This window comes from Vibrio misgurnus, from assembly GCF_029635775.1.
GTDB lineage: Bacteria > Pseudomonadota > Gammaproteobacteria > Enterobacterales > Vibrionaceae > Vibrio > Vibrio chanodichtyis.
Genome location: NZ_CP113241.1, coordinates 1,909,656 through 1,934,062, shown reverse-complemented (window position 1 = coordinate 1,934,062; position 24,407 = coordinate 1,909,656). Strand labels below are relative to the sequence as shown.

At 48.3% G+C, this 24,407-nt stretch carries 17 protein-coding genes, 4 tRNA genes and 2 rRNA genes; 15 read left to right on the top strand and 8 right to left on the bottom strand.

Annotated features, from left to right (window positions below; all coding sequences use genetic code 11):
* Window positions 1-11 precede the first annotated feature (11 nt).
* The 8 genes from OOK74_RS08885 (at window position 12) to nfsA (ending at window position 6,404) form a co-directional block, all read left to right on the top strand.
* Window positions 12-87 (top strand) — tRNA-Lys (locus tag OOK74_RS08885).
* 30 nt (window positions 88-117) lie between these two features.
* A tRNA-Val gene (locus tag OOK74_RS08880) sits at window positions 118-193 on the top strand.
* A 6-nt stretch (window positions 194-199) separates the two neighbouring features.
* Window positions 200-275 (top strand) — tRNA-Ala (locus OOK74_RS08875).
* Between the two features lie 284 nt (window positions 276-559).
* Window positions 560-3,446 (top strand): 23S ribosomal RNA (locus OOK74_RS08870).
* 130 nt (window positions 3,447-3,576) lie between these two features.
* A 5S ribosomal RNA gene (gene rrf / locus OOK74_RS08865) occupies window positions 3,577-3,692 on the top strand.
* Between the two features lie 33 nt (window positions 3,693-3,725).
* A tRNA-Asp gene (locus tag OOK74_RS08860) sits at window positions 3,726-3,802 on the top strand.
* Window positions 3,803-4,126: 324 nt separating this feature from the next.
* On the top strand, window positions 4,127-5,566 hold the full coding sequence (locus OOK74_RS08855; RefSeq protein WP_278182625.1) for a sensor domain-containing diguanylate cyclase: 1,440 nt from the start codon (window positions 4,127-4,129) through the stop codon (window positions 5,564-5,566).
* A 115-nt stretch (window positions 5,567-5,681) separates the two neighbouring features.
* Window positions 5,682-6,404: an oxygen-insensitive NADPH nitroreductase gene (gene nfsA, locus OOK74_RS08850; RefSeq protein WP_274722902.1), complete on the top strand. Its 723-nt coding sequence runs from the start codon at window positions 5,682-5,684 to the stop codon at window positions 6,402-6,404.
* A gap of 35 nt (window positions 6,405-6,439) precedes the next feature.
* Here the strand turns inward: nfsA and OOK74_RS08845 are convergent, their stop codons facing one another.
* The 3 genes from OOK74_RS08845 to rdgC all read right to left on the bottom strand — a co-directional run bounded on the left by OOK74_RS08845 (window position 6,440) and on the right by rdgC (window position 9,162).
* Complete coding sequence (locus tag OOK74_RS08845; protein ID WP_274722903.1) at window positions 6,440-6,694, bottom strand: YfhL family 4Fe-4S dicluster ferredoxin; 255 nt, start codon at window positions 6,692-6,694, stop codon at window positions 6,440-6,442.
* Between the two features lie 2 nt (window positions 6,695-6,696).
* Window positions 6,697-8,097, bottom strand: a complete 1,401-nt coding sequence (gene trhP / locus OOK74_RS08840; RefSeq protein ID WP_277206612.1) for a prephenate-dependent tRNA uridine(34) hydroxylase TrhP — start codon at window positions 8,095-8,097, stop codon at window positions 6,697-6,699.
* Between the two features lie 150 nt (window positions 8,098-8,247).
* Complete coding sequence (gene rdgC / locus OOK74_RS08835) at window positions 8,248-9,162, bottom strand: recombination-associated protein RdgC (protein ID WP_166014465.1); 915 nt, start codon at window positions 9,160-9,162, stop codon at window positions 8,248-8,250.
* Between the two features lie 234 nt (window positions 9,163-9,396).
* On the opposite strand from rdgC, the gene phoB reads away from it, so the two are divergent.
* The 3 genes from phoB to OOK74_RS08820 all read left to right on the top strand — a co-directional run bounded on the left by phoB (window position 9,397) and on the right by OOK74_RS08820 (window position 12,478).
* The gene (gene phoB, locus OOK74_RS08830; protein WP_274722906.1) at window positions 9,397-10,086 is read left to right on the top strand and encodes a phosphate regulon transcriptional regulator PhoB; all 690 of its coding nucleotides are present in this window, start codon (window positions 9,397-9,399) and stop codon (window positions 10,084-10,086) included.
* A 116-nt stretch (window positions 10,087-10,202) separates the two neighbouring features.
* Entirely contained in the window at window positions 10,203-11,504 is a 1,302-nt protein-coding gene (gene phoR, locus OOK74_RS08825) for a phosphate regulon sensor histidine kinase PhoR (protein WP_278182624.1), read from the top strand.
* A gap of 5 nt (window positions 11,505-11,509) precedes the next feature.
* Entirely contained in the window at window positions 11,510-12,478 is a 969-nt protein-coding gene (locus OOK74_RS08820; RefSeq protein ID WP_274722961.1) for a PstS family phosphate ABC transporter substrate-binding protein, read from the top strand.
* A 123-nt stretch (window positions 12,479-12,601) separates the two neighbouring features.
* Here OOK74_RS08820 and ppx read toward each other — a convergent pair whose 3' ends face one another.
* Window positions 12,602-14,101, bottom strand: a complete 1,500-nt coding sequence (gene ppx / locus OOK74_RS08815) for an exopolyphosphatase (RefSeq protein WP_277206611.1) — start codon at window positions 14,099-14,101, stop codon at window positions 12,602-12,604.
* Window positions 14,085-16,187, bottom strand: coding sequence for a polyphosphate kinase 1 (gene ppk1 / locus OOK74_RS08810; RefSeq protein WP_274722909.1), 2,103 nt, complete (start codon window positions 16,185-16,187; stop codon window positions 14,085-14,087). The genes ppx and ppk1 overlap by 17 nt, the downstream gene beginning before the upstream one ends.
* 195 nt (window positions 16,188-16,382) lie before the next feature.
* Here ppk1 and OOK74_RS08805 point away from each other — a divergent pair, with 195 nt between their 5' ends.
* From OOK74_RS08805 to phoU, 4 genes are read left to right on the top strand one after another with little or no spacing between them, the layout of a single operon-like run.
* Window positions 16,383-18,578, top strand: coding sequence for an ABC transporter permease subunit (locus OOK74_RS08805; RefSeq protein ID WP_278182623.1), 2,196 nt, complete (start codon window positions 16,383-16,385; stop codon window positions 18,576-18,578).
* 9 nt (window positions 18,579-18,587) lie between these two features.
* On the top strand, window positions 18,588-20,252 hold the full coding sequence (gene pstA / locus OOK74_RS08800) for a phosphate ABC transporter permease PstA (protein WP_278182622.1): 1,665 nt from the start codon (window positions 18,588-18,590) through the stop codon (window positions 20,250-20,252).
* Window positions 20,253-20,254: 2 nt separating this feature from the next.
* Entirely contained in the window at window positions 20,255-21,076 is an 822-nt protein-coding gene (gene pstB / locus OOK74_RS08795; protein WP_166014472.1) for a phosphate ABC transporter ATP-binding protein PstB, read from the top strand.
* 34 nt (window positions 21,077-21,110) lie between these two features.
* Window positions 21,111-21,821: a phosphate signaling complex protein PhoU gene (phoU, locus tag OOK74_RS08790; RefSeq protein WP_274722913.1), complete on the top strand. Its 711-nt coding sequence runs from the start codon at window positions 21,111-21,113 to the stop codon at window positions 21,819-21,821.
* Window positions 21,822-21,857: 36 nt separating this feature from the next.
* On the opposite strand, the gene ppk2 is transcribed toward phoU, so the two are convergent.
* The 3 genes from ppk2 to OOK74_RS08775 all read right to left on the bottom strand — a co-directional run bounded on the left by ppk2 (window position 21,858) and on the right by OOK74_RS08775 (window position 24,380).
* Window positions 21,858-22,634, bottom strand: a complete 777-nt coding sequence (gene ppk2 / locus OOK74_RS08785) for a polyphosphate kinase 2 (RefSeq protein ID WP_274722914.1) — start codon at window positions 22,632-22,634, stop codon at window positions 21,858-21,860.
* A 60-nt stretch (window positions 22,635-22,694) separates the two neighbouring features.
* Window positions 22,695-23,459 carry a copper homeostasis protein CutC gene (locus OOK74_RS08780; RefSeq protein WP_278182621.1) on the bottom strand — a complete coding sequence of 255 codons (765 nt, stop codon included), beginning with the start codon at window positions 23,457-23,459 and terminating at the stop codon, window positions 22,695-22,697.
* 315 nt (window positions 23,460-23,774) lie between these two features.
* The gene (locus OOK74_RS08775; protein WP_166014476.1) at window positions 23,775-24,380 is read right to left on the bottom strand and encodes a peroxiredoxin C; all 606 of its coding nucleotides are present in this window, start codon (window positions 24,378-24,380) and stop codon (window positions 23,775-23,777) included.
* Between the last annotated feature and the right edge of the window lie 27 nt (window positions 24,381-24,407).

The following is a 24,407-nucleotide window of genomic DNA, read 5'->3' as shown; positions in this document are numbered from 1 at the left end:
GCGAAGTCAAGGGGTCGTTAGCTCAGTCGGTAGAGCAGTTGACTTTTAATCAATTGGTCGCAGGTTCGAATCCTGCACGACCCACCAAACTCTTCCGCCACGGGAAGTAAAATACGTGGGCGATTAGCTCAGTTGGGAGAGCACCTGCCTTACAAGCAGGGGGTCACTGGTTCGAACCCGGTATCGCCCACCATATTATGGGGTTATAGCTCAGCTGGGAGAGCGCCTGCCTTGCACGCAGGAGGTCTGCGGTTCGATCCCGCATAACTCCACCATCTTTAAGCGCATTCGATGAGTGCTTTTAAAAATGGTTCTTCATGAATCTTGCTCTTTAACAATTTGGAAAGCTGACAAAACAACAATTTATTGTTGTTTGTAAAGTTCTCAATGTTTATCGAAAGATAAACACCAACAACACATTCAAGTGTGCTTGGTATCGAATAAGGCTTAGGTCTTGTTCAAATTTGAGTCCGGCAAAATCTGTCTCGCACTCATGAAAATTAAACGCGAGACAACTTAGGTTGTTTAAACAATGACCCGAAACTCCTTCGGGTTGTATGGTTAAGTGACTAAGCGTACACGGTGGATGCCTGGGCAGTCAGAGGCGATGAAGGACGTACTAACTTGCGATAAGCGCAGATGAGGCAGTAAGAGCCGTTTGAGTCTGCGATTTCCGAATGGGGAAACCCAGCTGCATAAGCAGTTATCACTAGATGAATACATAGTCTAGTGAGGCAAACCGGGGGAACTGAAACATCTAAGTACCCCGAGGAGAAGAAATCAACCGAGATTCCGGTAGTAGCGGCGAGCGAACCTGGATTAGCCCTTAAGCACTCGTTGAAGTAGGTGAACAAGCTGGAAAGCTTGGCGAAACAGGGTGATAGCCCCGTAACCGACGCTTCATCGAGCGTGAAATCGAGTAGGGCGGGACACGTGATATCCTGTCTGAATATGGGGGGACCATCCTCCAAGGCTAAATACTCCTGACTGACCGATAGTGAACCAGTACCGTGAGGGAAAGGCGAAAAGAACCCCTGTGAGGGGAGTGAAATAGAACCTGAAACCGTGTACGTACAAGCAGTAGGAGCACCTTCGTGGTGTGACTGCGTACCTTTTGTATAATGGGTCAGCGACTTATATTCAGTGGCAAGGTTAACCGAATAGGGGAGCCGTAGGGAAACCGAGTCTTAACTGGGCGTTCAGTCTCTGGATATAGACCCGAAACCGGGTGATCTAGCCATGGGCAGGTTGAAGGTTGAGTAACATCAACTGGAGGACCGAACCGACTAATGTTGAAAAATTAGCGGATGACTTGTGGCTAGGGGTGAAAGGCCAATCAAACTCGGAGATAGCTGGTTCTCCCCGAAAGCTATTTAGGTAGCGCCTCGGACGAATACTACTGGGGGTAGAGCACTGTTAAGGCTAGGGGGTCATCCCGACTTACCAACCCTTTGCAAACTCCGAATACCAGTAAGTACTATCCGGGAGACACACGGCGGGTGCTAACGTCCGTCGTGGAGAGGGAAACAACCCAGACCGCCAGCTAAGGTCCCAAAGTATTGCTAAGTGGGAAACGATGTGGGAAGGCTCAGACAGCTAGGATGTTGGCTTAGAAGCAGCCATCATTTAAAGAAAGCGTAATAGCTCACTAGTCGAGTCGGCCTGCGCGGAAGATGTAACGGGGCTAAGCAATACACCGAAGCTGCGGCAATATCTTTTAGATATTGGGTAGGGGAGCGTTCTGTAAGCCGTTGAAGGTGAACTGTAAGGTTTGCTGGAGGTATCAGAAGTGCGAATGCTGACATGAGTAACGACAAAGGGGGTGAAAAACCTCCTCGCCGGAAGACCAAGGGTTCCTGTCCAACGTTAATCGGGGCAGGGTGAGTCGACCCCTAAGGTGAGGCCGAAAGGCGTAATCGATGGGAAACGGGTTAATATTCCCGTACTTTTGACTATTGCGATGGGGGGACGGAGAAGGCTAGGTGGGCCAGGCGACGGTTGTCCTGGTTCAAGTGCGTAGGCTAGAGAGTTAGGCAAATCCGGCTCTCTGTTAGGCTGAGACACGACGTCGAGCTGCTACGGCAGTGAAGTCATTGATGCCCTGCTTCCAGGAAAAGCCTCTAAGCTTCAGATAGTCAGAAATCGTACCCCAAACCGACACAGGTGGTCGGGTAGAGAATACCAAGGCGCTTGAGAGAACTCGGGTGAAGGAACTAGGCAAAATGGTACCGTAACTTCGGGAGAAGGTACGCTCTTGATGGTGAAGTCCCTTGCGGATGGAGCTGACGAGAGTCGCAGATACCAGGTGGCTGCAACTGTTTATTAAAAACACAGCACTGTGCAAAATCGCAAGATGACGTATACGGTGTGACGCCTGCCCGGTGCCGGAAGGTTAATTGATGGGGTTAGCGCAAGCGAAGCTCTTGATCGAAGCCCCGGTAAACGGCGGCCGTAACTATAACGGTCCTAAGGTAGCGAAATTCCTTGTCGGGTAAGTTCCGACCTGCACGAATGGCGTAATGATGGCCACGCTGTCTCCACCCGAGACTCAGTGAAATTGAAATCGCTGTGAAGATGCAGTGTACCCGCGGCTAGACGGAAAGACCCCGTGAACCTTTACTACAGCTTGGCACTGAACATTGAACCTACATGTGTAGGATAGGTGGGAGGCTATGAATCGATGACGCTAGTTGTCGTGGAGCCGTCCTTGAAATACCACCCTTGTATGTTTGATGTTCTAACTTAGGCCCCTAATCGGGGTTGAGGACAGTGCCTGGTGGGTAGTTTGACTGGGGCGGTCTCCTCCCAAAGAGTAACGGAGGAGCACGAAGGTGGGCTAATCACGGTTGGACATCGTGAGGTTAGTGCAATGGCATAAGCCCGCTTAACTGCGAGAATGACGGTTCGAGCAGGTGCGAAAGCAGGTCATAGTGATCCGGTGGTTCTGAATGGAAGGGCCATCGCTCAACGGATAAAAGGTACTCCGGGGATAACAGGCTGATACCGCCCAAGAGTTCATATCGACGGCGGTGTTTGGCACCTCGATGTCGGCTCATCACATCCTGGGGCTGAAGTCGGTCCCAAGGGTATGGCTGTTCGCCATTTAAAGTGGTACGCGAGCTGGGTTTAGAACGTCGTGAGACAGTTCGGTCCCTATCTGCCGTGGGCGTTGGAAGATTGAAGGGGGCTGCTCCTAGTACGAGAGGACCGGAGTGGACGAACCTCTGGTGTTCGGGTTGTGTCGCCAGACGCATTGCCCGGTAGCTAAGTTCGGAATTGATAACCGCTGAAAGCATCTAAGCGGGAAGCGAGCCCTGAGATGAGTCTTCCCTGACGGTTTAACCGTCCTAAAGGGTTGTTCGAGACTAGAACGTTGATAGGCAGGGTGTGTAAGCGTTGTGAGGCGTTGAGCTAACCTGTACTAATTGCCCGTGAGGCTTAACCATACAACACCCAAGGGGTTTTGATGGACTCAATAAGCTAAGCGCATAAGAATGTGTGTGAGAATGAAGACAGCTTTCCAGAATTGTTGGTTTTCACTTTTTAAGAAAAAGTGAAATCAAAAACAGAATTTTGCTTGGCGACCATAGCGTTTTGGACCCACCTGACTCCATTCCGAACTCAGAAGTGAAACGAAACAGCGTCGATGGTAGTGTGGGGTTTCCCCATGTGAGAGTAGAACATCGCCAGGCTTTTAATTTAGCACCAAGCGCTAACCAGACAGCGGAGCGGTAGTTCAGTTGGTTAGAATACCGGCCTGTCACGCCGGGGGTCGCGGGTTCGAGTCCCGTCCGCTCCGCCACTTATTATGAAACCCAGTCCTCGGACTGGGTTTTTTGCTATCTGATATTTGTAGACTATATCTAGTTTTTATCTTTCTATGCATATCATCTGATAACTACATCTAATTTCTTCCTTGAGTAATCACTGTACTTTTACACCGTTTGATGGTTGCAACACATTTCTGGCTAATGGTTTGATGTCCGCTGTGCACTATGATGGATTCAAAATGTTATTGTTTATAGAATCTAATTCTATTTTTTGAATCGGAGCTAGTATGGGGCGATATCCCAACCCGCGTGATTATGTACTGGTCCCTTTATCTTTATTGTTCGGGATATTAGTTTTGATAGCCACCGTGGCATTAGTGATCGTCAATTTTTATCGTGATATTGATAAAACGATTGCCGGCTATGCACATATGGCTTCTTCGGTGGAGGCTGCTGTTGTTCATGAAATGGTACAGCGCAATGAGCGTCAGTTGATGGTGCTTGAAAGCTCACTCGATAAACAAGCCATCTCTCGTGGTGAGTCGGCATTTAATCCTACTTGGTCGATTGCGCATCAGATCAATCAGGTTGACCATTTTCTATTTTTTTATAATAAGCAATTTGATCGGATCGATACTTATCCACTCTGGGATCCTCCTAGTAATTACCGACCATCAGAGCGACCTTGGTATGCAGCTATCACAATGGAGGGACCATTACCGATTTGGTTTGGTCCCTACAAAGAATATATCTCTGGCGATTCGGTATTAACTCTGATTCAGCATGTCTATGCAGATACTGGTGAGTTACTTGGCCTATTGATGGTCGATATGTTGTTTGAACCACTGCGTTTGGCATTACAACGCACGATCGGCAATAATCAAGTGGCTCTTTATCTCACTCACCGTGGTAGCGATAGCATTTTAGTGGGCAGCCATTTTGATCTGTTACCGGATTCCCCAAGGGAAGAGGACAAGAGTGATTGGCTTGGTTTTGGGGTGCTCAAAAATGGTGCTTATATCAAGCGTGAACTAGATGAAGTGAGTTGGGATCTTAATCTATTTATTTCTGCTGATATTTTTCGCCAAGCACTGCGTGATGATCTATTTAAGATGGTTTTGCCACTTTTTATTATTATCTTAATCTGGTTGTCTAGCATTGCTTTATTAGTGCGAGTATTTCGCAATGAACAACAATTAGTTGCTAAATCTCTCAATCAAATTGTCGATAATTCAAAGGTGGTCAATCGGTTTGCTAAACATAAAACTTGGTTTGTTGGACAAAGCCTTAGTGAAATCGATCAGGTTAGGGTTCGCTTTCTTAAAGGGCGAGATGCACAACTACGTGATCCTCTGACTGGGATATTGAATCGACGTGCCTTTGAGCAGAGTAAGCAGATATTAGAACGACGTGGTGAGCCATTTTGGCTGATCCTATTTGATATTGACCAATTTAAGCAAATTAATGACAGTCAAGGACATAGTTTTGGTGATCAGGTTCTATGCCAAGTTGCACGGTGTCTGGTCGATGTTCTGGGTACCACGGCTGTTTTTCGGATTGGAGGAGATGAGTTCGTTGCCTTGATTTCCCTTGAACGTGAGGTGCTTGGTGATACTTTGACTCGTCTGCTCACACAAGTAAGGCAACTGCAGTGGTGTGAGTATAGTCTACCGATCACACTCAGTGCTGGGGCTGCTCGTTATTCACTGTTGGATGATGCCTTATTTGAACGAGCGGATGCGGCGCTGTATCGTTGCAAGGAGTCAGGACGCGATTGCTGGTTTTTGGCGGACTGATATAAGTGAGCGCTGGTGATCATCAATAATATTTCTCCATCATCACCGACAAGAGTTTGGTGATGGTTCGGGCTCAGCGTATTATCTTGATGCTCAATTCTGTCGAGGAGATGATATGAACCCCGTGATTAATACCATTCTGAGTCACCGTTCTATTCGGGATTTTACCCAACAACCGATTTCAGCGCTGCAACTTGAAACGATCATTGCTGCAGGGATTGCCGCTTCATCCTCCAGTTTATTGCAAGCCATTTCGGTGATCCGGGTTACGGATATCGCGCTGCGTCAGCAATTAGCTGAGTTGGCTGGCAAGCAAGCTTATGTTGCTAGTGCGGCTGAATTTTTGGTGTTTTGCATTGATTATCAACGCCACTATGCACTCAATCCTAAGGTAAAACCCGAGTTTATCGAGCTCACTTTAATTGGTGCGGTTGATGCGGGGATTATGGCGCAAAATTGTATGTTAGCTGCAGAGTCGATGGGGCTTGGTGGTGTCTATATTGGTGGTTTACGTAATTCACCCAATCAAGTGGATGCTTTGCTTAAGTTGCCACCTTACAGTGCGGTATTGTTTGGAATGTGTTTAGGCCATCCGGCCCAAGATCCAGAATTGAAACCGCGCTTGGCGGCGCAAGTGATCGTGCATGAAAACCACTATCAACCTTTGAATCAAGATCATGTCGCGGAATATGATCGCGTTATGGTCGAGTATTACCAAAAGCGTTCTGGTAATCCTAAACAACAAGGATGGTCTGAGCAAATCACCGCGAAGCTCTCACAAGAGTCGCGTCCATTTATGCTCAGTTATTTGCAGGGGAAAGGGTTAGCGCTGAAATAAGGTAACCATCCCAGCTCTTGGCTGGGATGGTGGGTTTATGCGAGTCCTTGAATGATCACGAACTTTTCAAGTAATTGCTCATCAGTTTCGCGATGAGCAGGATCGGTGATAATGCAGTTATTGATTGGACAAACTGACTGGCAGGTCGGTTTGTCATAGTGTCCTTTACATTCTGTGCATAAATCAGGGTCGATTTCATAGATTTTATCGCCCATCGCAATTGCACTGTTTGGACACTCTGGCTCACACATATCACAGTTGGTGCATTTGGCGGTGATCAGTAGCGCCATAATTATTTGCCTGTTGGGTTACGGGTATCTTGCCCTGAAACCAAGTTACGCATCAGCAGTGTGTAGCTGAGATCCAGCTCTTCTGGCACCGGAATGTAAACAAAGTGACCATTACCTTTGGCATCATCGGTTGCTTCACCTTTACGGTTTTCCATCGCTTGTAACGTGAAGATAATATTACCTTTGGGCGTCATCAGCTCAAGGCTATCACCAAGTACAAATTTGTTTTTCACTTCCACTTCAGCCAGCGCACCACGGCGTTTACCAGTGAATTCACCGACAAACTGCTGAGTGTCAGAAACGGAATAGCCGTAATCGTAGTTTTGATAAGCATCATGAGTGTGGCGACGCAGGAAACCTTCGGTATAACCGCGATGGGCCAAGCTTTCTAGCGTGGTCATTAGGCTCTCATCAAAAGGTTTACCCGCTACAGCATCATCAATTGCTTTGCGGTATACCTGCGCAGTACGTGCACAGTAGTAGAAAGATTTGGTCCGACCTTCGATTTTCAATGAGTGCACACCCATTTGAGTCAGGCGCTCGACGTGCTGAATCGCGCGTAGATCTTTCGAATTCATAATGTAAGTGCCGTGCTCATCTTCAAAAGCGGCCATTTTTTCATCAGGACGATGGCTCTCAGAAAGCAGCACCACATCATCAATCGGTTTGCCTGCACCAATGGTGGTATCGGGTCGTTGATCTTGGACTTCGATGGCTTGCGCCGCCTGTGGATCAAACTGTTCAACGATTTGGCCTGCTTCGTTTTCTTTGGCGGCTTCGACTTTATATTCCCAGCGGCACGCGTTGGTGCAAGTCCCTTGGTTTGGATCGCGTTTATTAATGTAGCCAGAGAGCAAACAACGACCAGAATAAGCCATGCACAATGCGCCATGCACAAACACTTCAATTTCAGTCTTTGGGCATTGCTCACGGATCTCTTCGATCTCTTCCAAAGAGAGTTCCCGCGAGACAATCACGCGCTCTACCCCTTGCGAGGCCCAAAATTTTACGGTTGCCCAGTTCACCGCATTAGCTTGTACCGAAAGGTGGATCGGCATCTGTGGAAACTCTTCGCGCACCATCATGATGAGACCAGGATCGGACATGATCAGCGCATCAGGTCCCATATCAATCACCGGTTTAAGGTCACGGATAAATGTTTTTAGCTTAGAGTTGTGCGGTTGAATATTGCACACCACATAGAATTTTTTACCCAGTGCATGGGCTTCATTAATCCCGATTTGCAGGTTTTCGTGATTGAACTCGTTGTTACGCACGCGCAGGCTGTAACGTGGTTGCCCGGCGTACACCGCATCCGCTCCGTAGGCAAAAGCGTAACGCATGTTTTTTAGGCTGCCGGCAGGGGAAAGCAGTTCTGGTACAAAGGGAGTTGTTGTGCTCATGGTTTGCGTCTCATCTGATCTCAAGTCAGGCCAATACCACCTGATGGTATTGGAAAGGGCGCAAATTTTACGTCAAAAACCCTACGCTGCCTAGTGAAACTCTCACCACCTCAGAGTGACTGAGGTGGTGAAATAATCGGCAAGTGGCGCTTAGGCTTCAGGATGGGGCAGGCCGCCTAATGCGTTGAACAGATCCGGTAAAAATACCGCCATTTCTCCACACAGCAGTGAGAAATCGGCATCTAGACGCGCGGCGCGATCTTCGCGGGCAATATCATCATTTTGCTCTTTCAGCTCATCGCTGTAAGCCAATCGCTTGATGCTGCAATCTTCCGCCAACATAAAGCGGATCCGATCTTGCCAGTTGATCGCCAGTTTGGTGACCACTTTATTGGCTTGTATATGACTGAGGATTTCATCACTACTCAGTTCTTGTTTTTTACAGCGAATGGTGGCGCCATCATCCAACAGTGATTTCAGTTCCGCTTCTTCCATGAGGCTAAAACCTTGGGGGAGATGACCATCCTTGACCCATTGGGTCAGCGTTGTTTCCACGGCAATCTCAGGAATGGCTGGTACTACTGGCAAGCTACCCATGGTTTTGCGCAGCAGTGCCAAAACTTCTTCCGCTTTTTTATAGCTGCCCGCATCAACTAAAATGAAGCCTTCACTTGGCATGATCAGCACAAAAGTCAGTTGGCTTTTGCTAAATGCGCGCGGCAGTAAATCGATCACAATCTCTTCTTTGAGCGCCTCTTGCTCTTTTTTCTTGAGTGGGCGGCCTTCTTGGATTTCCAGTGCTTCGACTTTGGCATTGAGTGACTCTTTGATCACTGATGCGGGTAACATTTTTTCTTCACGCTTCGCGCAGATCAAAATGCGGTTGTCACTAACATGGGTCATCATATCGCCGTGTTTACCTAGCGCAGCAACCCAGCCAAACTTCTGTTTATCCTGACTGCCGCATGGCGTAAAACGAAATTCAGCCAACTGTTTTTCCAGTTGATCGGCATTGAAGTTAACCTCGCGATTGACGCGATACAGCATACAGTTTTTAAACCACATTCGTGTTTTCCCTCGATTAGCAAGCGCCACATGATAGGGGAATCCGCTAATAAAGTCCTAACCCTAATTCAAAAAATCACCCTTTGCTGCTCACTGGTTGTGGCTGGTTTTCCTAGCTTGGCAATATGAATGGCGGCTGAATCTTATATGAAAATTTGTTTGCAAAGGTCACAAAAGTGTCATAAATATTTCCCATAATGCACAGCGTTGCTGAAAAACAAGGGTTAATCAATTATGTCTAGAAGGATTCTGGTTGTTGAAGACGAAGCACCAATCCGTGAAATGTTGTGTTTCGTGCTTGAACAAAAAGGTTATCAGGCGGTTGAGGCCGAAGATTATGATTCGGCGCTGAGTAAACTGGCTGAGCCTTTTCCTGATCTGGTCCTGCTCGATTGGATGTTGCCTGGCGGCAGCGGTATCAACCTCATTAAGCACATGAAGCGCGAAGAGATGACGCGCAACATTCCGGTTGTCATGCTCACCGCGCGTGGTGAAGAAGAAGATAAAGTACGCGGCTTAGAAGTCGGTGCGGATGATTACATCACTAAACCTTTTTCACCTAAAGAGCTGGTCGCGCGTTTAAAAGCGGTGATCCGCCGTGTCACTCCAACCGCACTAGAAGATGTGATCGATGTACAAGGTTTAAAACTTGATCCCGTGTCACACCGTGTGACCGCAAATGATCAGGCGTTGGACATGGGTCCGACTGAATTTAAAATGCTGCATTTCTTTATGACTCATCAAGAGCGAGTGTACAGCCGCGAACAACTGCTCAATAACGTTTGGGGGACCAACGTTTATGTCGAAGATCGCACGGTGGATGTACATATTCGTCGCCTGCGTAAAGCGTTGGAAGAGGCTGGGCATGATAAGTTGATCCAAACGGTGCGTGGTGCAGGATACCGTTTTTCAACTAAAGCCTAGTTTTAAACCAAAGCCTAGTTTTCAACTAGGCCTTAGTTGTGCAAGCAAAGCCAGTTGTTTAACGGTAAGTGTCGTTTTTTCGCGATTAAAGCCGAAGAGGTGGTATACAGATTCGTATGGTTGAACGTCTAACCTGGAAAAAGCTGGCTTGGGAGCTGGCTTTTTTTTACTTGCCATGGATTGTGGTGGGATGGATTTTTGGACAAATGCCGTGGTTGCTGCTGGTTGCGACAGCGTTGCAGCTGGCTTGGCATTTGAACCATCAAATTCGCCTCTCAGCTTGGCTGTGGGATGAAAAGCGCCTGACGCCTCCCTCCGGCAGTGGTAACTGGGAGTCGCTGTTTAATGGTATTTATCGTTTACAGCTGCGCCATCGTAAAAAACGCAAAGAGCTGACCAATTTGATCCGTCGCTTTCGTAATGGTGGTGAATCGCTACCCGATGCGGTGGTGGTGTTTCGTAGTGAAGGCAATATTGTATGGTGTAACCGTCTAGCGCAGCATTTACTGGGGTTTCGCTGGCCGGATGATGCTGGGCAGCCGATTTCTAATTTGCTGCGCACCCCCGACTTTATCAAATATCTCAAAAAAAACGATTTCACCGACCCACTGGAAATGCGCTCACCACTCAATAGTGAGCGGATGTTAGAACTGCGGATTGTGCCTTATACCGAAGGTGAGCACCTAATGGTGGTACGTGATGTCACTCAGCTTAAGCAGCTAGAAGGGATGCGACGTAATTTCTTTGCTAACGTTTCCCATGAGCTGCGCACTCCAATGACGGTGCTGCAAGGCTATTTGGAGATGACCGAAGATCCGGATGTGTTAGCGGGCCCAATGTGGGGGAAAGCACATGGGGTGATGACCGAGCAACTGAATCGAATGAATAGCCTAGTTAACCAGTTGCTGACACTATCAAAAATTGAAGCTTCGCCGATTGTCGAACTCGATCAAGTGGTGGATGTCCCAGCCATGCTGGATGTCTTAGAGAAAGAAGCTGCGAGCTTGAGTGGCGATGCGCAACATAAGCTGCATTTTGAGGTGGATAAAAGCCTCAAAGTGCTGGCGGATGAAGATCAACTGCGCAGTGCCATCTCTAATTTGGTGTATAACGCGGTGAAATATACTCCGCCCGGTGCGCAGATCGATGTACGCTGGTATCGCTCTAGTCAAGGCGCTTGCTTAGAAGTGGAAGATAAAGGCGAGGGGATTGAACCTCAACATTTGCACCGACTCACTGAGCGTTTTTATCGAGTTGATAAAGCGCGTTCCCGCGATACGGGGGGCAGTGGTTTAGGTTTGGCAATTGTCAAACACGCTTTGGCACACCACGACTCTCATTTAGAGATCCATAGCCAAGTTGGGGTGGGTAGCCAGTTCTCTTTTGTACTCCCTAAGCGTTTAGTGGCCAAACCATGATCTCGATGCTAAGTCGGATTGGGTTATTAAGCTCACTGACCTTGCTGGCGTCTGCTGTAAACGGGGCCGATCACGACTTAGCCAGCTATAACAAAGTCAGTGGTATCTCGGGTAGCTTGTTATCGGTGGGCTCTGACACGCTGGCGGGGATGACCACGCTGTGGGTCGAAGAATTTCAAGCCTATTATCCGGCGGTCAATGCACAAGTGCAGGCCTCTGGTTCGGCCACTGCCGCTCCGGCATTATCCGAAAGTACCGCTCAGTTTGGCCCGATGAGTCGCCCTATGCGCAGTAGTGAAATCGCCTCTTTTGAGGCGATGCATGGTTATAAGCCGACTGCTTTACGGGTGGCGATTGATGCGGTCGGGATTTTTGTGCAGCGTGATAACCCGATCCAAGGTCTCAATTTTCAGCAGTTAGATGCGATCTTTTCCTCAACCTTGCGCTGTGGGGCTAATTACCCGATCACCACGTGGGCGCAGTTAGGTTTGCCTTATGACTGGGCCAAGCGCAATATTCAGCTGTTTGGGCGTAATTCGGTTTCAGGAACCTATGGCTACTTTAAGCAGCACGCCTTATGTCAGGGCGATTTTCAAACTCGGGTCAATGAGCAGCCGGGTTCGGCCTCGGTGGTGCAATCGGTCGCCTCATCCATTAATACCCTTGGTTATTCTGGGATTGGCTATCGCGTTTCTGGCGCTAAGCTGTTACCGATAGCCCGTGAAGGTGAGCAGTATATTGAGCCGACTCAGGCCAATATTTTGTCAGGGGCTTATCCGCTCTCACGTTATTTGTATGTGTATGTGAACAAAAATCCTAATCGAGAATTGTCACCGATTGAGCGTGAATTTATTCGTTTTATTTTTTCCCAGCAGGGACAAGCGTTAGTCGCGAAAGATGGCTATTTACCCATTACCGCCCAAGTCGCCGCAGAAGAGTTAGCCAAAGTAGGGATTGTCAGCTCAAACCGCTAATCGTGATCTTAAACGCTGATGAACTTGCCTTTTACCGAACTGCAGCCCAAAGCAACCTCTCTAATCTCACATATCACAACGCCCAAGCTGAGTTGGGCGTTGTGGTTTTATAAATGGTGCAAATTAAAACAGCAGTTGCCAACCCGCTTCACGCCAGTACTCTTGTTCAGAGAGCAAATCCGCGTGCAGTAGCTTGTTGTTTTCTAGCCAGTCAGGCTGGGTCGAGTGTAGTTGCCATTCATCTTCTTTAGCCGATAAGGTCAGTGGTGGCAGTGGATCATCGTTACGCTGACCATTGACTAAAATCGCTAAGCGTAAAACGCGGATCAGGCCAATCACATGTTTTTTCTTAAATAGGCTAAAATCGTCCAATTCACTCAGTTTGAGTGATTTACGTTGAAAACGAGCCAAATTGGACAGCACCAATTGCTGCTCGCTGTTAAAGCCGGCCATGTTGTTATGGCGTAAAATGTAGGCTGAATGGCGATGAAAACCTTGTAAGTTAATACTCAGTCCCACTTCATGCAGTAGTGCACTCCATTCGAGCAAATCACGTAGCTCACTGTCTTGCGCTAAGCCAAGCTCTGCTGAAACTTGTGCCAGAAACTCACGCGCGTGGCCTTTGACTTTTGCCGCATGCTCTAAATCGACTAGATGCTTGGCGGCGAGGTTTTCGGTGGTGCGCAAACGAATATCGGAATACTTGAAGCGATCTTCCATCTCATACAGTAGCCCTTCGCGTAAGGCGCCATCAGAGAAGTGCATCTCTTTGATTTTTAAACCTTGGAACACAGCGGATAAGATAGCGACACCGGCAGCAAATACTGGCTTGCGATCATCGGTTAAACCGGGCAGTTGTAACTGTTCGATGTCATCGGATTCACACAGTTTGTCGATCAGCTTACTGAGTCGCTCAAAGGTGATCAGGCCATCATCATACCCCTGTCCGAGCAAGACTTCGCGAATCGCTTTAATGGTACCGGAAGATCCAAACGCAACTTGCCAGCCTTTTTTACGATATTGAGCGGCAATCGCTTCTAACTTCTGTTCACTGGCGACAATCGCTTGGGAAAAGTTTTTGCGTGATAGTTTACCGTTGGCAAAGTAAGCCTCAGTAAAATTGACGCATCCCATCTGTTTACTGTTGACCAGCTCGGCCTCAAAGCCTGTACCGATGATCATTTCTGTGCTACCGCCACCAATATCCACCACCAGCATCGAGTCGGCTTGTGGCTGAGTGTGGGCGACCCCAAGATAAATCAAACGAGCTTCTTCTGCGCCGGGGATGATCTCAATCGGAAAGGGCAACACTTCAAGTGCGCGCTGAATAAACACGTTAGCATTACTGGCTTGGCGCAGCGTGTGGGTGGCCGCGATGCGAACGTTATGTGGGTCAAACCCTTGTAAGCGTTCGGCGAACATGGTTAAGCACTCTAAGCCGCGTTGCATCGCCTCTGGATCGAGATTTTTCTCTGCATCTAATCCGGCAGCCAGCCGTACACGTTGTTTGTGACGACTGATCAACTGGAGATCTTGATCGACCACTTTGGCGACCACCATGTGAAAACTGTTGGAGCCGAGATCAATCGCGGCGATTTCTCTGGCATTACTGACTGTTGTCATTGGTTTCCTGTTGCCCCTGTGCTTTGCGAGTTTGTTTTTCGACATTTTTAAGATAGTCGTAAATGGCAATTTGGGAACGTACTTTTCTGCGATTGCCGCGTTCTACGTACTGATTGCTCATTTCCTTGTCGATACGACGCGCTTTGACCGTATCGATGAACTGAATATTAAGAATATCGATGATACGCTGTTTGATACGCTCGTCACGGATTGGCGTCATAACTTCAATCCGATGATCGATATTGCGTTCCATCCAGTCTGCGGAGGAAATCAACACCTGTGGATTGCCATCATTATGCACCACCAGCACACGCGGGTGCTCAAGGAAGCGGTCAATGATACTGATGATCTCAATATTGTCACTCACTCCTGCGACACCGGGGACTAACGAGCACATGCCGCGAATGATCATGCGGATTTTTACCCCGGCAGCACTCGCACCATACAATTTATTGATCAATCCCTTATCGACTAAATTGTTGACTTTGAGGGTGATCGCTGCAGGTTTGCCTGCCTTGGCATTGGCAATTTCACCATCTAACAGGCGGTAGAGTTGGATGCGAGAATTACGTGGTGAAACAATCAGATGGTTAAACTTGACCGGCCGGAAGGGATTTTCAATATAGGCAAATACAGCGCGGACTTCGGAAGCCAATTCTTGGTTGGCGGTCAGCAGCGCAAAGTCAGTGTAAATCCGTGCGGTACGTTCGTGGAAGTTGCCTGTGCCAATATGCGCATAACGAACGAAATCATCGCCCTCTTTGCGGGTAATTAATAGCAATTTGGCGTGAATTTTCATGCCCGGCACACCAAAAATAACATGCACACCGGCATCGGTTAGAATGCGTGACCACTCAATATTGGCCTCTTCATCAAAGCGCGCCTGCAATTCGACCACCACAATCACCCGTTTGCCATTGTGCACTGCATCGACCAGTGAGTTCATCAAGCGTGAATCTTTTGCGACCCGGTAAATATTGATTTTGATGCTGACGACTTTGGGATCAAAAGAGGCTTGGCGTACCAGCTCGGTAATGTGTTCAAAGCTGTGATAAGGGTAGTGCAATAAAATATCTTGCGCGCGGATCGCATCAAAGGCGTTGGCATGCCCTTCAAAATCGGCACAGGTCATTGGCGGTAACGGTTTATTTTCTAAGTAGTCACGCCCGACGTTCGGAAAGGAAATAAAATCTTTAAAATTGTGGTAGCGCCCCCCTGGGGTCAAACTATCGTAGTGCGAAATTTTGAGTTTCTGGCATAAAATTTTCAGCATCGCTTCTGGCATTTCACGCTCATACACAAAGCGTACCGGCAGCGCGGTTAAACGTTGACTCAACCCTTCCGACATCTGTTCGAGTAAGCTGTATTCCACTTCGTGGCGTAAATCATATTCGGCATCGCGAGTCATTTTCATCGCGTAGCCGTTGAGCGAGTCATAGTGGTAAAAACCACGAAAAATTTCATCGAGACAAAGGCGGATAATATTATCGAGCAGAATAATGGTTTTACGGCGTTTGCCTTTTTGCTCTGGTAGCATCACGAAACGCGGCAGTTGATCGGTTGGGATCTCAATCAGCGCGTACTTAAACTCCGCACCACTGCGCATTTCAACGGCAATGTAAGCGTATTCGTCTTTCAAAAACTGCATTACATCGATGTCATCTCGCAGCATGATCGGGGTCACATGCGGTAGCACTTCTTTATGGAAATACTTCTTGACCCATTTGAGCTGGATGTCATCGAGTTGAGTTTCATTGACTAAGAAAATGCGCCGTCTGGCCATTTCTAAAATCAGTTCATTGTAGAGATTATCGAAGTCTTGGTTGAGTTTGAGCGCTTTACTTTGCATGCGCGAGAGCAGGTGCTTAGAAGTGTCGTTACCGCCTCGTTCGCGGTTGATCAAAATTTGCCGTTTCACATCGGCAAAGCGCACTTTGTAAAACTCATCGAGGTTGTTGGAAAATATTCCGAGAAAACGGATACGCTCAATCAGTGGCACGGTTTTATCCGCGGCTTCTTGTAATACGCGCTCATTAAATGAGAGCCAACTCAGTTCCTTGTCGATGTACAGCTTATCCGCACTCATACTTTACCTTTGCCATTGTGACGTTACGTAATCATCAGAAGCCATGCAAATTAGGTCATTTTTGTGACAGTTTTATTGCGCTGCCTTCTGTATCATAGAGTTGTTTTGATTTCAGTAATTTATTGTCGCTTGTAATATAATTGTCACTGAATAGAAATATTATGACACTCCTCCAACCTGTAGGTAATCCCAAGCATGGTCAGACAGTCATTTTCATTGAAAGAACGTGATCGCGCACGGTTAGTCAAAGACCGTGTGGTACGTTTTGCAGTGACCTGTGGTGGGGTGAGTGTGTTGGGCGCTCTGGTGCTGATCTTTATCTATTTGGCGTTAGTGGTATTACCGCTGTTTGGCGATGCTAAATGGCATGCTGATGTCGCAACCCAATCGATTTCAACTCCGGCACCGTTAGCGATGAGCATTGATGATTATGGTGAGAATGCTTGGCTATTATCCGCGCAAGGTGTCGCCGAATTTTGGCCATTAACGCGGTCAACGCCGCAACCCATTTTCAGACAAGCCTTAGGTTTTAAACCTGCGCTCTGGGCGCAAACACCGGCTGCGCAAGGCTGGTTTGCCGCCGTCAGTGAACAGAACCAAGTGGCGGTATTTCATCCGCAACTGGCCCATTCGATGACTGCGCAGGGGCGTCAATTTACCCCCAGTGTTGAGCGTCTCGCTTTGCCTGCCGAGTGGCGCATCAGTGAGCAGCGATTGCAGCAATTGGCGTTTGCGCTCACTGAGCTGCAACTGATTTTTGTCACTTATGATCAAGCGCAGCGCATCCAGATAGTGCATCTCGATCGGCAAACAGGACAAGAGCAAAGTCGCTTCAGCCTTAGTGTGCCGTTTGAGGCGTTGAGCCAACTATTGCTGACCCCTGATGGAAAAACGCTGTATTTGCGTACTGGCTCTGAGTTGGTGGTGATCCAGCTCGAAGCGCATACGTATCAGATCCGCCAAGTATTGGATATGAGTGCCGGTGATAACCACCACCAAGTGGCGCAGCTTTACCTGTTGTCAGGGGCATTTTCGTTATTAGCAGTACATCATGATGGCTTGGTGTCACAGTGGTTTGATGTGCTGCGTGAGGGTGAGCGCCAATTGAGCTCAATTCGGCATTTTAAACTCGCTTCTGAAGTGCGATTTTTGCTGCCTGATACGCACAGTAAAGGTTTTTATAGTTTCTATCGCAATGGCACTTTGCAAAGCCATAACACCACCAGCGAAAAATTGGTGCTGTTTGAGCGAGCTTATCAACAAGCGCCACAGTTAGTGGCGATGTCAAACAATCAATCTTATTTAGCCAGTTATGATCAAGGCGAGATCCGATTAGCGCGAGTTGAAAATCGCAATCCCGAAATCTCCTTTTCGGCTTTGTGGCAAAAAGTGTGGTACGAAGGGTATCCAGAGCCGGAGTTTGTGTGGCAATCGACCTCGGCCAGTGATGACTTTGAAGCAAAATTCAGCTTAGTGCCGATAGCTTTCGGGACCATCAAAGCCGCGGCGTTTGCCATGCTGTTTGCAGTGCCGATTGCGGTATTAGGCGCGATTTATACCGCCTATTTTATGACGCCAGCGATGCGACGAGTGGTGAAGCCGAGCATTGAATTGATGGAAGCATTGCCGACGGTGATCATCGGCTTTTTGGCTGGACTCTGGTTTGCGCCGTTTGTCGAAAGCCATTTACCCGCCGTACTGGCATTGATGGTGCTGCTGCCGGTTTCGACGATGGTGATCGGTTTTATTTGGTCTCGTTTACCGAAAACTTGGCTGCGTCGGATCCCAAATGGTTGGCATGCGTTAATTTTGGTACCACTGCTGATTGGGCTGGCCTTGCTTATTTTGGCGTATAGTGGCGAGCTAGAAAGCGCGCTGTTTGCTGGCGATTTACGAGTCTATCTGGCTCAGCATGGTATTGGTTATGATCAGCGCAACGCGTTAGTGGTCGGCTTTGCTATGGGATTTGCGGTGATCCCAACTATTTTCACCATTGCCGAAGATGCGATTTTCTCCGTGCCTAAACATCTGTCTGATGGCTCGTTAGCTTTAGGGGCGACGCCATGGCAAACCTTGCTGTACGTGGTGTTGCTGACTGCAAGTCCCGGGATTTTTTCCGCGATTATGATGGGGCTTGGCCGTGCGGTAGGGGAAACCATGATTGTGTTGATGGCGACCGGCAACACGCCGCTGCTGGATTGGAATATTTTTGAGGGGATGCGCACCCTATCGGCGACCATCGCTGTCGAATTACCGGAGTCGGAAGTGCAAAGTGCGCATTTCCGGATCCTGTTTTTAGCCGCGCTGCTGCTGCTGACCTTTACCTTTGCGGTTAACTCGGTAGCAGAGTGGGTGCGTCAGCGGCTGCGTGAAAAATACCGATCTTTATGATGGAGCAATATGTTGAAGTGGTTTAAATCCGGTGCTCCTTGGATCTGGCTGACCGGAGGAGCAGTAAGTGTCAGCTTGATTGCGGTGCTTGGTTTGCTGCTGGTCATCGGCTGGCGTGGCCTTACCTATTTTTGGCCAGCACCGTTATTCGAGTGGCAAACCAGCGATGGTCACACGGTGATTGGGCAGATCTACGCACAGGAAAGTGTTGCGGTGAGCCATTTAAAACAGATGAATATTCCGCTTCCGGCTGCGGTAGAGGCGGCCGGTTTGGCGACGCGGCTTAATATCAAAGTCGCCAATCGAGATCTGTATGGTTCAGATTTTATTGCGTTACTCGATTTTCAAATTGAGCTCAAAGGTGCACCGCAAGGTTGGGCGGTGATTGAGCGTAGCCGCGGTGGGCAACTGTTTGGCAAACCGCTCCATTTTGAACCGGTGAGCGCATCGCTCAGTGATTCGTCATTGCCCACTGAGCCGCTCAGCACTGCGTTGCGAAAAGCATTGCAACAAGCTCAAGCGATCCGGCTGCAAGTTGAGCAGATGGTGGATCAGCAAGTGCGTGTGATCAGCGGAGATCTAGAAAAACTGCGTTTGGAAAGACGGCGTAAGCAGTTGGATAACCGACTGACCGACGCTTATCAACAACACTATTTGTCACGTAAAAATGATTTAGAAACACAACTGGCTATAGTGCAGCAGCAGCTCGATGCTCTGCGCGCGCCCCTTGATCAGCAAATTTTGCAGGTTGCGGATATGCGCGGTCAGGTGGTTGCTGTGCCGTTAAGTGAGATTTTGGATTTCTGGTATCCCAATCAGATGACGCTAGATCAAAAACTGACCCAATGGGGCAAGCAAGCGTGGCGCTTTTTGTCGGAATCGCCGCGAGAGTCAAACTCAGAAGGTGGCGTGTTTCCGGCAATTTTTGGTACGGTATTGTTGGTGTTGATCATGTCGATCATTGTGATGCCACTTGGCGTGATTGCCGCGATTTATTTGCACGAATACGCCAAAGAGGGCGCATTCACTCGCCTGATCCGCGTGGCGGTGATTAATCTCGCTGGGGTTCCCTCGATAGTGTATGGGGTATTTGGGTTAGGTTTTTTTGTCTATACGCTTGGATCTTCGGTAGATAGCCTATTTTATGCCGAGCGTTTACCTACCCCCACTTTTGGTACACCTGGGTTATTGTGGTCAGCGTTGACGCTGGCGGTATTAACTCTGCCAGTGGTGATTGTTGCCACCGAAGAGGGCTTATCACGCATCCCTAATTCACTGCGTCACGGCTCATTGGCATTAGGGGCGACCCAGTTTGAAACTTTGTGGCGAATTGTGTTACCGATTGCTAGCCCTGCTATCATTACAGGACTGATTTTGGCGATTGCGCGTGCTGCTGGTGAGGTGGCACCGCTGATGTTGGTGGGGGCGGTTAAGCTGGCTTCAAGCTTACCGGTGGATGGTGAGTTTCCGTTTGTGCATTTGGAACGTAAGTTTATGCATTTAGGCTTTCACATCTATGATATTGGTTTTCAAACCAACAATATTGAGGCGGCGCGCCCACTGGTTTACGCCACTTCTTTTTTATTGGTCACGGTGATTGTTACGCTAAATTTAACCGCTATCAGCATTCGTAATAATTTACGCGAAAAATACCGAACGTTGGGGCAAGACTAGTTATGTATTCTGCAAATCCCACCCTGGGCTACTATGTAGCGCCTTTAGATGTCAATAATTTAACCGAACAACAGACGGCCATTTCGATTGAGCATTTAAGCCTGTATTACCAGCAGAGTTGCGCCTTGAGTGATATTTCAATGCGCATTCCGAAAGGTCAGGTGACCGCTTTTATCGGCCCTTCTGGTTGTGGTAAATCGACACTATTACGCTGCATTAATCGGATGAATGATCTGGTGGAAGGTACTCGTGTTGAAGGCGAAGTCAAACTGCATGGCAAAAATATTTATCATCCTGATGTCGATGTGCCCACCTTGCGTCGCCGTGTTGGCATGGTTTTTCAGCGTCCGAATCCTTTCCCCAAATCGATTTATGAAAATGTGGTGTATGGGTTGCGCCTACAAGGGATCAAAAATAGCCGCACATTAGATGATGCCGCCGAGCGCTCGTTGCGTGCTGCCGCGCTGTGGGATGAGGTGAAACACCGTTTGCATGAAAATGCCTTTGGTTTATCAGGTGGTCAGCAGCAGCGCTTGGTGATTGCGCGCTCGATTGCGATTGAGCCTGAAGTGTTGCTGCTTGATGAGCCAACCTCAGCACTCGATCCGATTTCCACTTTAACCATTGAAGAGTTGATCCACGAGCTGAAAAACAAATATACCGTGGTGATCGTGACCCATAACATGCAACAGGCGGCGCGCGTGAGCGATCACACCGCTTTTATCCATATGGGAAAGTTGATCGAGTACGCAGATACCGACACTATTTTCACCTCACCATTGAAAAAGCGCACGGAAGACTACATTACCGGACGATACGGTTAAGCCTTTGTTCAGTCAGTTTTAGTAAGGATGTACTATGCAGTTAGGTCGACATATTTCAGGGCAGTTCAATGTGGAATTGGAGTCTATTCGTAGTCAAGTGTTGACTATGGGCGGCTTAGTCGAGCAGCAACTGACGTTAGCGATGCAGGCCTTGCATGAAGATGATGAAAAACTGGCGCGCCGAGTGATTAACGATGATCACAAAGTGAATGCGATGGAAGTCTCGATTGACGAAGCCTGTACCCGCATCATCGCCAAGCGGCAACCGACCGCTAAAGATTTACGTTTGATCATGGCGATCATCAAAACCATTACTGATTTAGAACGGATTGGTGATTCGGCAACTAAAATGGCTTATATCGCACTAGAGCGTCCGCCAGCCAAACAGCAGCAATTTCAGGTGTCCCTCGAACCTTTATGTCGTCAAGCGATAGCTATGCTGCATCAAGTCTTGGACGCGTTTGCCCGCATGGATGTGCAAGCCGCGGCAGAAATTTACCAGCAGGATGACCGGCTCGATAAAGAGTATGAAGCGGTGGTGCGCCAACTGATGACCTATATGATGGAAGATCCGAAAAATATTCCGCATATCTTACAGGTCATCTGGTCGGCGAGTGCGATTGAGCGAGTCGGTGATCGCTGTCAAAACATCTGCGAGTACATCATTTACTTTGTCAAAGGCAAAGATGTGCGCCATTTAGGCGATCAAGGCATCAATGAGGTCCTCAAAAAACCGAATTTGTAACCACATGATGGGATCGCGATGCCGCGATCCTATTGCTCAATAGCGCTGTGGTACAAAGGTTTGATCTTCGATCGGTGGTCGCACGTAACCCTGTTTATTAATTTCAGGCAGTATGATCGGCGGATGTTCAATCTCTTGATACTCAATGCTGCTTAGTAAATGGCTAATACAATTGAGTCGGGCGCGTTTTTTGTCATCAGAAGGAACGACCCACCAAGGGCAATGTTTACTATCGGTATAAGCAAACATCTCATCTTTGGCTCGTGAATAAGCCGCCCAGCGGGTACGTGACTCCAGATCCATCGGGCTGAATTTCCAGCGTTTCACTGGGGTGTTGATCCGTTCAATAAAGCGCTTTTCTTGCTCCTCATCGGAGACCGAAAACCAGTATTTGAGCAGGATAATTCCAGAGCGCTGCAACATGCGTTCAAATTCAGGGCAGGAGCGCAGAAACTCTTGATACTCTTCCTCGCTGCAAAAGCCCATCACTCTTTCGACCCCTGCGCGGTTATACCAACTACGGTCAAACAGCACGATTTCGCCCCCTGCTGGAAGGTGAGCCACATAGCGCTGAAAGTACCATTGAGTCTTCTCTTTTTCGGTCGGCGCGGGTAGCGCAGCAATCCGGCACACCCGTGGATTGAGCTTTTCGGTAATGGTTTTGATCACCCCACCTTTGCCTGCCGCATCGCGACCTTCAAAAATCACCACCAGCTTAAGTTTTTGTTGTTTGACCCACTCTTGTAATTTAACCAGCTCAATTTGCAGTAGTTCTAATTCACGCTCGTAGCTGCTTTTATCCAATTTGGTCATCGCATCTTCTCCTCTAATCGCGTAAGTCCTTTAATCGCTTAAGCATAGCAGCGAGTGGCACTAAATTCCGTGAGGCTTGATCGCGCGCAGAGCTTGTACGGTTTTTTGCAAGATCTCGCGGCTGGTGATCGGGATGATAAAGTCATCACACTCGGCGGCGCCCATTTTGCTTTCTGCGCGTACAAACTGCATTTGGCTTGGACGTGTGCTTTTCGCTGATAGGTGCAACTCATGCACACCGGTGGCCAACGCAATCTGCGCCACATTATCTGGATTGACGCCAGCCCCTGCCATGATGGAAATCCGTCCGGCGCTTTGCTGGACCAATTGTGCTAAGCGCTCGATACCCCGTTCGGCGCTGCTGGCCAAACCTGAGCTTAAAATTCGCTCACAACCAAGTGCAATAATCTGTTCTAAAGCGCATTCAGGGTTGGCGCAGTGATCAAAGGCACGGTGAAAAGTGACCCCCAACCCCAGTGATTGAGCCAGTTCGACCAATGGTGTGCAACGTTTGACATCAATATTGCCATCTTGAGTCAGTAGGCCGAGCACCACGCCCTGTAATTGGGCGCGATGTGCTGCGTGAATATCTTCCGCCATAATGGCCAACTCTTCATCGTGATAGAAAAAATCACCGGCTCTGGGGCGGATCATGGCATAAACCGGTACGGCTGCGAGTTGTCCTACACGCTGCATTAACCCTGCACTTGGGGTTAAACCGCCTAATGCCAGCGATGAGCAAAGTTCAATCCGGGTTGCCCCGCCGGCTTGTGCATGATGCAGTGATTCAAGGTTATCGATGCAGACTTCAAGTTGATAATTCATGGGCTGAGCTCCTACGGGAGTAACGGAAAAGTACAAGCTGTTGTAAGTCGTTATGATAACAGTAGAAATGGCGGGTGATGAGTCAGAATAGGGGTAAAGTTTAGCGCTGCAATTACCTATTTAATCCCCATGTTGCTGGTGGCTAGGTGAGTGGAGAGTTGGGATAGATACGCATCAGCAGGATGCAAAATAAGCGAGATAAAAAAAGCCCGCAGCAATGCTTTGGGCTTTGAGGACTTTACTTCTTAACTGATTGGCGTTGCGTTTTCGCTTTATTATTTCCAACCACCCGTGTTGAGCGCGGGGTTAAGAGATTTATTTTAGGTCAGCAGAGTATTGAGAGAGGAATGCGGCTACACCTTTTGGTGACGCTTCCATACCGGCTTTACCTGCTTCCCATTGCGCAGGGCACACTTCACCGTGAGTTTGGTGGAAGTTCAGTGCATCAACCATACGCAGCATTTCATCGATGTTACGACCCAGTGGCAGATCGTTAACCACTTGGTGACGAACCATACCTTGGTCATCAATCAGGAATGAACCACGGAAAGCCACGCCCGCTTCTGGGTGCTCTACATCGTAAGCTTTACAGATTTCGTGTTTAACGTCGGCAACCAGTGGGTATTTCACTTGACCGATACCGCCGTTTTCAACTGCAGTGTTACGCCATGCGTTATGAGAGAATTGAGAGTCAATTGACACACCAATTACTTCTACGCCTTTAGCGATAAAGTCTTGGTAACGGTTGTCAAAGGCGATCAGTTCTGATGGGCAAACAAAGGTGAAGTCTAGTGGGTAGAAGAAAACAACCGCTTTCTTGCCTTTAGTAAATTCTGCGAAGTTGAAGTTATCAACGATTTCACCGTTACCCAATACCGCTGCTGCAGTAAAATCAGGGGCTTTACGACCAACTAGTACCATTTTTTTGCTCCTAAGCAATTTTGTAAG

Coding starts and splice junctions, on each gene's coding strand:
- OOK74_RS08805 (WP_278182623.1), top strand. CDS start 16,383: ATGGTCAGACAGTCATTTTCATTGAAAGAACGTGATCGCGCACGGTTA.
- trhP (WP_277206612.1), bottom strand. CDS start 8,097: ATGAGCACAACAACTCCCTTTGTACCAGAACTGCTTTCCCCTGCCGGC.
- pstB (WP_166014472.1), top strand. CDS start 20,255: ATGTATTCTGCAAATCCCACCCTGGGCTACTATGTAGCGCCTTTAGAT.
- pstA (WP_278182622.1), top strand. CDS start 18,588: ATGTTGAAGTGGTTTAAATCCGGTGCTCCTTGGATCTGGCTGACCGGA.
- ppx (WP_277206611.1), bottom strand. CDS start 14,101: ATGACAACAGTCAGTAATGCCAGAGAAATCGCCGCGATTGATCTCGGC.
- nfsA (WP_274722902.1), top strand. CDS start 5,682: ATGAACCCCGTGATTAATACCATTCTGAGTCACCGTTCTATTCGGGAT.
- phoR (WP_278182624.1), top strand. CDS start 10,203: ATGGTTGAACGTCTAACCTGGAAAAAGCTGGCTTGGGAGCTGGCTTTT.
- OOK74_RS08820 (WP_274722961.1), top strand. CDS start 11,510: ATGCTAAGTCGGATTGGGTTATTAAGCTCACTGACCTTGCTGGCGTCT.
- phoU (WP_274722913.1), top strand. CDS start 21,111: ATGCAGTTAGGTCGACATATTTCAGGGCAGTTCAATGTGGAATTGGAG.
- rdgC (WP_166014465.1), bottom strand. CDS start 9,162: ATGTGGTTTAAAAACTGTATGCTGTATCGCGTCAATCGCGAGGTTAAC.
- OOK74_RS08780 (WP_278182621.1), bottom strand. CDS start 23,459: ATGAATTATCAACTTGAAGTCTGCATCGATAACCTTGAATCACTGCAT.
- ppk1 (WP_274722909.1), bottom strand. CDS start 16,187: ATGAGTGCGGATAAGCTGTACATCGACAAGGAACTGAGTTGGCTCTCA.
- ppk2 (WP_274722914.1), bottom strand. CDS start 22,634: ATGACCAAATTGGATAAAAGCAGCTACGAGCGTGAATTAGAACTACTG.
- OOK74_RS08845 (WP_274722903.1), bottom strand. CDS start 6,694: ATGGCGCTACTGATCACCGCCAAATGCACCAACTGTGATATGTGTGAG.
- phoB (WP_274722906.1), top strand. CDS start 9,397: ATGTCTAGAAGGATTCTGGTTGTTGAAGACGAAGCACCAATCCGTGAA.
- OOK74_RS08775 (WP_166014476.1), bottom strand. CDS start 24,380: ATGGTACTAGTTGGTCGTAAAGCCCCTGATTTTACTGCAGCAGCGGTA.